Source organism: Kitasatospora nipponensis (assembly GCF_039528135.1).
Taxonomy (GTDB): Bacteria; Actinomycetota; Actinomycetes; order Streptomycetales; family Streptomycetaceae; genus Kitasatospora; species Kitasatospora nipponensis.
In genome coordinates, this window is the sequence record NZ_BAAALF010000021.1 from 55,789 (window position 1) to 63,135 (window position 7,347).

General features: G+C 75.2%; 7 protein-coding genes. 5 read left to right on the forward strand and 2 right to left on the reverse strand.

The features are described 5' to 3' along the window. Position 1 precedes the first annotated feature (1 nt). Positions 2 to 679 (reverse strand): MtrAB system response regulator MtrA, encoded by a 678-nt coding sequence (gene mtrA / locus ABD323_RS09265; RefSeq protein ID WP_344440767.1) that lies wholly within the window; start codon positions 677 to 679, stop codon positions 2 to 4. A 238-nt stretch (positions 680 to 917) separates the two neighbouring features. On the opposite strand from mtrA, the gene ABD323_RS09270 reads away from it, so the two are divergent. The 5 genes from ABD323_RS09270 to ABD323_RS09290 all read left to right on the forward strand — a co-directional run bounded on the left by ABD323_RS09270 (position 918) and on the right by ABD323_RS09290 (position 6,505). Next, positions 918 to 2,141 carry a DUF7847 domain-containing protein gene (locus ABD323_RS09270; protein WP_344440768.1) on the forward strand — a complete coding sequence of 408 codons (1,224 nt, stop codon included), beginning with the start codon at positions 918 to 920 and terminating at the stop codon, positions 2,139 to 2,141. A gap of 4 nt (positions 2,142 to 2,145) precedes the next feature. Next, the gene (locus tag ABD323_RS09275; protein WP_344440769.1) at positions 2,146 to 2,811 is read left to right on the forward strand and encodes a DUF4129 domain-containing protein; all 666 of its coding nucleotides are present in this window, start codon (positions 2,146 to 2,148) and stop codon (positions 2,809 to 2,811) included. Beyond that, the gene (locus tag ABD323_RS09280; RefSeq protein ID WP_344440770.1) at positions 2,808 to 4,094 is read left to right on the forward strand and encodes a DUF4350 domain-containing protein; all 1,287 of its coding nucleotides are present in this window, start codon (positions 2,808 to 2,810) and stop codon (positions 4,092 to 4,094) included. The genes ABD323_RS09275 and ABD323_RS09280 overlap by 4 nt, the downstream gene beginning before the upstream one ends. 44 nt (positions 4,095 to 4,138) lie before the next feature. Next, complete coding sequence (locus ABD323_RS09285) at positions 4,139 to 5,116, forward strand: AAA family ATPase (RefSeq protein WP_344440777.1); 978 nt, start codon at positions 4,139 to 4,141, stop codon at positions 5,114 to 5,116. Between the two features lie 78 nt (positions 5,117 to 5,194). Beyond that, entirely contained in the window at positions 5,195 to 6,505 is a 1,311-nt protein-coding gene (locus ABD323_RS09290; RefSeq protein WP_344440771.1) for a DUF58 domain-containing protein, read from the forward strand. 25 nt (positions 6,506 to 6,530) lie between these two features. Here the strand turns inward: ABD323_RS09290 and ABD323_RS09295 are convergent, their stop codons facing one another. Then, entirely contained in the window at positions 6,531 to 7,169 is a 639-nt protein-coding gene (locus tag ABD323_RS09295) for a transposase (protein WP_344440772.1), read from the reverse strand. Between the last annotated feature and the right edge of the window lie 178 nt (positions 7,170 to 7,347).

Below are 7,347 nucleotides of genomic sequence, written 5' to 3' on the forward strand. Positions count from 1 at the left end.
GTCAGCTGGGCCCGGCCTTGTAGCCGACGCCGCGGACGGTCACCACGATCTCCGGACGCTCCGGGTCCTTCTCGATCTTCGAACGCAGGCGCTGGACGTGCACGTTCACCAGCCGGGTGTCGGCCGCGTGACGGTAGCCCCAGACCTGCTCCAGCAGCACCTCGCGGGTGAAGACCTGCCAGGGCTTGCGGGCCAGCGCGACCAGCAGGTCGAACTCCAGCGGCGTCAGCGGGATGCCCCGGCCGTCGCGCTTGACCGAGTGGCCGGCGACGTCGATCACCAGGTCGCCGATGGCCAGCTGCTCGGGCGTCGGCTCCTCGGCACGGCGCAGCCGGGCGCGGACCCGGGCCACCAGCTCCTTGGGCTTGAACGGCTTGACCACGTAGTCGTCGGCGCCGGACTCCAGGCCCACGACGATGTCGACCGTGTCGGTCTTGGCCGTCAGCATCACGATCGGCACCCCGGACTCCGCCCTGATCTGCCGGGCGACGTCGATCCCGTCGCGTCCGGGCAGCATCAGGTCGAGCAGGACCAGATCCGGCTTGGTCTCGCGGAACGCGGCCAACGCCTTGTCGCCGTCCGCCACGAAGTACGGCTCGAAACCCTCGCCACGCAACACGATGCCGAGCATTTCGGCCAGTGCGGTGTCGTCATCTACAACCAGGACGCGACCTTTCATGCGCCCATCCTCTCATTACCGGATTGTGACCTGACGCACACCCGTGCCATTTTCCCCGCCGGTCCTCCGCCGAGATCGCTCATATCCACCCAAACTCCCCACTTCCTCGGCCCCGTCGACTCCGTTGTCGATCAGCAACCCGACACCTCTGGGGTGCCTGTCGCCACCATGGCACGATGGGCGACACCAATGCGCCATGCCACCACCTGGGGCCACCGCCCCACGCCGAGGAGCAGTGATGACCGACACTCCGGGCTGGGCCTCCCCCAGCTCGTCCGGGACCGGCCCTGAGGACGTCCGGCCGCCGGCCGTCACTCCTCCCGGGCCGGACGGTACGTCGGCGACTGTCCCCGCGCAGGAGGGCCCCCCGGCCGCCTACCAGGGCGCGTACGGGACCCCGCAGGCCCCCTCGGCGCCGCAAGCGCCGCACCCCACGCCCGGCTGGGGTCCGCAGGGCGGCTGGGGCGGCCCGCCGCCCGGCGGACACCCCGGCTGGAGCTACCCGCCACCCAGCCCCAAGCCCGGCGTGATCCCGCTGCGCCCGCTGGGCGTCGGCGAGATCCTGGACGGCTCGATCGCCACCGCCCGCCGGCACTGGCGCACCGTCCTGGGCCTGTCCCTGGTGGTCGCCGTCCTCACCCAGACCACCGTGACCGCGATCGAGTGGTGGAGCCGCAACGGCGGCCGCGACCTGGCCTCGGCCCCGCTGCTGGGCGTCGGCGCCCTGCTCAGCCAGGTGGCCGTCCTGCTGATGACCGCCCTGCTCACCATCGTGGTCAGCCACGCGATCCTCGGTAAGAGCATCACCCTCGGTGAGGCCTGGCGGGCCGCCCGGCCGCAGCTGTGGAAGCTGGTGGGCCTGACCCTGCTGATCACCCTGGTCGTCGTCGGCATCATGCTCGCCGGCTTCGTCCCGCTGATCGTGCTGGCCCTGGTCAGCGACGGGGGTCCGGTCACCGCGCTCGGTCTGCCCTTCGCCCTGGCGGGCGCCGGCGCGGCCCTGTGGATGTACCTGCGACTGAGCCTGGCCACCTCCGCGCTGATGCTGGAGAAGCAGGGCGTGCGGGCCGCCATGGCCCGCTCCCGGCGCCTGGTGCGCGGCTCCTGGTGGCGCATCTTCGGCATCCGCCTGCTGGGCGTGCTGCTCAGCAGCCTGCTCTCCGGCATGGTCACCATCCCGTTCACCGTGATCGCCTCCGCCAGCGGTTCCGACCCGATCACCTCGCTGGGCGGCGACCCCTCCCAGGCACAGCCGCTCTCCGCCCTGGTGATCCTCGCGATCGGCGGCGTGATCGCCTCCACCATCACGTTCCCGATCCAGGCCGGCATCAACGTGCTGCTCTACGTCGACCAGCGGATCCGCCGCGAGGCCCTCGACCTCGAACTGGCCCGGGCGGCCGGCCTGCCCGAGTACGGCGGCACCGGCTGGGCCGGGCAGGGCCAGTCGCCCACCGGGGCCTGAGCCGATGCCGACCTGGGGGGAGCTGGTCAGCGCGGCCGGCGCGCCGGTGACGGTACCGCGCGACCCGGCCCGCGAGGCCGCCCGCGTGGAGCTGCTGAAGGCCGAGTACCACCGGCACGACCCGAGCCTGCTGCAGCGGATCAACAACTGGATCTGGAGCCACCTCAACGACCTGCTCGAACAGGTCGGCGGTCCCGGTAACAGCGGGACCACCGCCCTGGTGCTCTTCCTGGTGGTCGCCGCGGTCTTCGCCACCGCGCTCTGGTGGCGGCTGGGCCGCCCCGGCCGCGCCGCCACCACCTCCGCCGCGCTCTTCGCCACCGAGGGCCCGCGCACCGCCGCCCAGTACCGCGACGCCGCCCGCCGGCACGCCGCCGCCGGCGCCTGGGAGCCCGCGGTCCGCGAGCAACTGCGCGCCCTGGTCCGCGGCCTGGAGGAGCGCACGCTGCTCGACCACCGCCCCGGACGGACCGCCGACGAGGCCGCCGCCGAGGCCGGGCGCTTCCTGCCCGAACACGCCGGCGCGCTGCGCGAGGCCGCCCGCGTCTTCGACGACATCGCCTACGGCGAGCGCGCCGCCGACCAGGCCGCCTACCAGCGGCTCGCCGACCTCGACCAGGCCGTGCAGCGGACCCGGCCGACCGCCCTGACCACGGCAGGCGCCCGATGACCACGGCCACCCCCGCCCCGACCACCGCGCCCGGTCCTGACGCGACGTCCGCCGACGCGCCCCCGGCCGCGCCGCCCCGGCCCCACGCCGCGCCCACCACGCTCACCCCCACCGCGCGCCAACTCTGGCGCCGCGGCCGCTGGTTCCTGGCCGGCGGCGCCCTGCTGCTGCTCGCCGGCCTGCTCATCGGCGGCCTCAGCGACGGCAGCAGTTACCTGCCCCTCGACCCGCGCTCCCCCGACCCGGACGGCGGCAGGGCGATAGCCCAGCTGCTGCGCGGGCAGGGCGTCACCGTCGACAGCACCACCGACCCCGACGCCCTCGCCACCAGCACCGGCCCCGACACCGTCCTGCTGCCGCTGCCCGACCTGCTCGACGGCGACCAGCTGCGCGCCCTGGCCGCCGCCGGCCACCGCCGGCTGGTTCTCATCGCCCCCGACGACGTCTCGCTCGACCTGCTCGCCCCCGCCCTGCGCACCGCCGAGGGCGACGACCTGACCGTCGAGGTCGGCTCCGCGAGCACCGATCCGGACTGCGACCTGGCCGAGGCGCGGCGGGCCGGCAGCGCCGAACTCGGCGGCCGGCTCTACGAAGCCGGCTCCGGCGCCACCGCCTGCTACCCCCGCGGCGGCTACCCGGCCCTGGTCCGTACCGTGCGGGCCGACGGCACCGAGGTGATCGTCGTGGGCTCGGGCCGCTTCCTCACCAACGAGCACCTGGCCTCCGACGGCGACGCCGCGCTCGCCCTGGGCCTGCTCGGCTCGCAGCCCCACCTCACCTGGTTCCGGCCCGACTACGCCGGTGCCCCGGCCTCCCCCGCCGACCAGCAGAAGAGCTTCACCGAGCTGATCCCGTCCGGCTGGAGCTGGGCCACCCTGCAACTGGCCATCGCCGCCGCGCTCGCCGCCATCTGGCGGGCCCGCCGGCTGGGCCCGGTGGTCAGCGAGCAGCTCCCGGTCGTGGTGCGCGCCGCCGAGACCACCGAGGGGCGCGCCCGCCTCTACCACCGCGCCAAGGCCCGCGGACACGCCGCCGAGGCGCTGCGCCGGGCCACCCGGCACCGCCTGGCCCCGGCCCTGGGCGTCCCGCCCACGGCCGGCGAACCCGACGGCGCCGCGCTGCTCGCCGCGCTGACGGGCCGGCTGGCCCAGCACCCCGCCGGCCCGCGCACGGGCGGCGAGCTGCACGGGCTGCTCTACGGCCCGCCCCCGACCGACGACGCCGCACTGCTGCGGCTCGCCGACGACCTCGATGCCCTGGAAAGGCAGGTACGACAGCCGTGATCGAGCAGTCCGCGCAGGACGCGCCCGCACCGCCCGCCGACGCGATCCACGCCGAGGCCCACCCGGCCCCGCCGCAGGACCCCCGGCAGGCGCTCAGCGCCCTGCGCGCCGAGATCGGCAAGGCCGTGGTCGGCCAGGACGCCGCCGTGACCGGCCTGGTGGTGGCACTGCTCTGCGGCGGCCACGTGCTGCTGGAGGGCGTGCCCGGGGTGGCGAAGACGCTGCTGATCCGCACCCTCTCCAAGGCGCTGAGCCTGGAGACCAAGCGGATCCAGTTCACCCCCGACCTGATGCCCGGCGACGTCACCGGCTCGCTGGTCTACGACGCCCGCAGCGCGGAGTTCTCCTTCCAGCCGGGCCCGGTCTTCACCAACCTGCTGCTCGCCGACGAGATCAACCGCACCCCGCCCAAGACCCAGGCCTCGCTGCTGGAGGCGATGGAGGAGCGGCAGGTCACCGTGGACGGCGAGCCGCGCCCGCTGCCGGTGCCGTTCCTGGTCGCCGCGACCCAGAACCCGCTCGAGTACGAGGGCACCTACCCGCTGCCCGAGGCCCAGCTCGACCGCTTCCTGCTCAAGCTGATCCTGCCGCTGCCGGACCGCGACCAGGAGTTCCAGGTGCTCAGCCGGCACGCCGCCGGCTTCGACCCGCGCGACCTGCACGCCGCCGGCGTCCGCCCGGTGGCCGGACCGGCCGAGCTGGCCGCCGCCCGCAAGGCGATCGCGGCGCTGACCGTCTCGCCCGAGGTGCTCGCCTACATCGTCGACCTCTGCCGGGCCACCCGGCAGTCGCCCTCGCTCTCGCTGGGCGTCTCCCCGCGCGGGGCCACCGCCCTGCTGGGCACCGCCCGCGCCTGGGCCTGGCTCAGCGGCCGGGACTACGTCTCGCCGGACGACGTCAAGGCCCTCGCGCTGCCGACCCTGCGCCACCGGGTGCAACTGCGCGCCGAGGCCGAGATGGAGGGCGTGACCGCCGACTCCGTCATCCAGGCCGTCCTCGCCCAGACTCCCGCCCCGCGCTGAGGCCCGCCCGGCACCGAGGCCGGCCCGCCCCGAGCACCACCGCCCCACCGACCGTCGCTCGTCCCCAAGGAGTCCGCCGTGGCCCTCACCGGCCGTACCGCCCTGCTCGCCGCCCTGGGCAGCCTGCTGGTGGGACTCCTGCTGCCCTCCTGGACGGGGATCGCGACGGTCGGCGGGCTGCTGCTCGCGGGCGTCCTGGCCGACCTGCTGCTCGCCGCCCCGGTCCGCACCCTGCAACTGACCCGCCAGGGCGACAGCGCGGTACGCCTCGGCGAGCCCGCCACCGTCTCACTGACCGTCGCCAACCCCTCCCGGCGCCGTCTGCGGGCCCGGCTGCGGGACGCCTGGCCGCCCTCCTCCTTCCGCCCGGGCAGCGAGCAACTCGCCTCCCGGCACAGCCTGCTGGTCCCGGCGGGCGAGCGACGCCGGATCGACACGGCCCTGCTGCCGACCCGGCGCGGTGACCACCGCGCGCACAGGCTGACGGTCCGTTCCCTGGGGCCGCTGGGTCTGGCGGGACGTCAGGGCTCGCACCTGGTCCCGTGGACGCTGCGCGCGCTGCCGCCCTTCACCAGCCGCAAGCACCTGCCCTCACGGCTCGCCCGGCTGCGGGAACTCGACGGCCGCACCTCGCTGTTGACCCGCGGTCAGGGCACCGAGTTCGACAGCCTGCGCGAGTACCTGCCCGGCGACGACGTACGCTCCATCGACTGGCGGGCCAGCGCCCGGCGGCAGACGGTCGCCGTCCGCACCTGGCGCCCCGAGCGCGACCGGCACATCCTGATCGTGCTGGACACCGGCCGCACCTCGGCCGGCCGGGTCGGCGACGCCCCCCGGCTCGACGCCGCCCTGGACGCGGCGCTGCTGCTGACCGCACTCGCCACCAAGGCGGGCGACCGGGTGGACCTGCTCGCCCACGACCTGCGCCAGCGCGGCTCGGTCCTGGGGCGCTCCGCCTCCGAGGTGCTGCCGGCCTTCACCAACGCCATGGCCGTGCTGGAACCCGCGCTGGTCGAGACCGACATGCGCGCGCTCACCGCGGCCGCGCTGCGGCTGGCCCCGCGCCGCTCGCTGATCGTGCTGCTCACCGGGCTGGACGCCGGCCCGGTCGAGGACGGCCTGCTGCCGGTGCTGCCCCGGCTCACCCACCGCCACCAGGTGGTGGTCGCCTCGGTGGCCGACCCGCGGCTCTCCGAGCTCGCACTCGCCCGCGGCACCCTGGCCGGCGTCTACGGCGCGGCGGCCGCCGAGCAGGCCCCCACCGCCCGCCGCTCGGTGGCCGACCGGCTCACCCGGCTGGGCGCCACCGTCCTCGACGCGCCGCCGGCCGCGCTGCCGCCGGCGCTCGCCGACGCCTACCTCGCCCTCAAGGCCGCCGGCAAGCTGTAGCCGGTCGGGCCCCGGGCTCCCGGGCTCAGTAGCCCGGCTTGATCCAGACGTGCGCCCGGCCGGTCTCGGCCTGCGCGTCGTCGTCCTGCGCCGCCGCGTCCGCTGTCTCCGCGTCCGCTGCCGCCGCGGGGGCGGCCGCCTCGTTCTCCCGCTGCCAGCCGGCGATGCCCTGGGCGAGCGCGGCGGCGGAGGACCTGTCCCCGTGGAACGCCTCGCGCGCCGCCTGGTAGGCGAACCAGCGCTCGACGCAGGCCAGCCAGGCCTCCTCGCTCGGCGCGAAGTGCATGGTCACCCGGGGATGGGCACGCAGCCAGTTCACCACCGTCGGGGACTTGTGGGTGAAGTAGTTGTCGCAGATCAGGTGGATCTGACCGACCTCCGGCAGCTCGCCGTCGAGCTGCGACAGGAAGCGCCGGAACTCCACCCCGCGACGGCGGCGGTGCAGGGTCCCCAGGACGCGCTCGGTCGTGCTGCCGAGCTCGGCGAGGAGCGTGCGGACGGCCGGCGGCAGCGGCTCGTCGTGCCGCTCGCGCAGCGCGTCACGCAGCTTGGGACGGAGCATCGTCTCGCCGTCCAGATGCAGCGCCAGCACCCGCTCGGGCGGTGCCAGGTACATCGCGGCCACCTCGTGCGAGGTCTCCAGCGCGAAGGGATCCGTGGACAAGCCGAAAGGCTCGATACGCGGCTTGGGGGGTTCGGGGCGGGCCTTAGGACCTGGTCTTGCCATGCCCCGATCGTATGCTGCGGCCCGGACCTCCGAAGACCAATCGTCCGTGTCCGGCCCCACAACGCGAAGAAGCCCCCACCGAATAAACGGTGGGGGCTTCTCCTGAATGATTGTT

Coding starts and splice junctions, on each gene's coding strand:
- mtrA (WP_344440767.1), bottom strand. CDS start 679: ATGAAAGGTCGCGTCCTGGTTGTAGATGACGACACCGCACTGGCCGAA.
- ABD323_RS09270 (WP_344440768.1), top strand. CDS start 918: ATGACCGACACTCCGGGCTGGGCCTCCCCCAGCTCGTCCGGGACCGGC.
- ABD323_RS09275 (WP_344440769.1), top strand. CDS start 2,146: ATGCCGACCTGGGGGGAGCTGGTCAGCGCGGCCGGCGCGCCGGTGACG.
- ABD323_RS09280 (WP_344440770.1), top strand. CDS start 2,808: ATGACCACGGCCACCCCCGCCCCGACCACCGCGCCCGGTCCTGACGCG.